Source organism: Paenibacillus sp. 598K (genome assembly GCF_003851045.1).
Lineage (GTDB): Bacteria > Bacillota > Bacilli > Paenibacillales > Paenibacillaceae > Paenibacillus_D.
This window is the reverse complement of the sequence record NZ_BFBX01000165.1, coordinates 10026-10471: the sequence shown is the minus strand read 5'-3', so window position 1 is coordinate 10471 and position 446 is coordinate 10026.

The window sequence follows — 446 nt, the reverse complement described above, 5'->3', positions numbered from 1 at the left end:
CTTTTCATTCTAACTGCAAAGTGCATTTAATTAAGGCTGATTCGCTTGATTGTGCGCCATGCTCCGAAAACAACTGCACTTTTGCAGTTATACTCTGCATGTTGGCCGATAGAGGCATAAATAGAGGTATTATCGCAGTTAAATTAAAGCCTACCACAGCTTCGCTTCGCGTTTACACTCCACTCCTTGCATCAGTGGGGGCGAGTCCTGAGTAAGCAGCGAAGAGGCAGGAAAAAGTCCCGTAATCGCGGGGCTTTTTTGTTTTTCCTGGCCAGCCCGTCATTCCGGATAGCAGTTCGGGTGGCCCGGTCTCGTCTACTCCGCACGCGCTGCGGGAGAAAAACTTGAACGCAGATGTCAAGTGTGTGTGATGGATATGGTTGACAACGTTGCCGACGCTCATTACAATGATTTTGACAAGCGGGAAGGGCTAGGGCGTGTCTGCA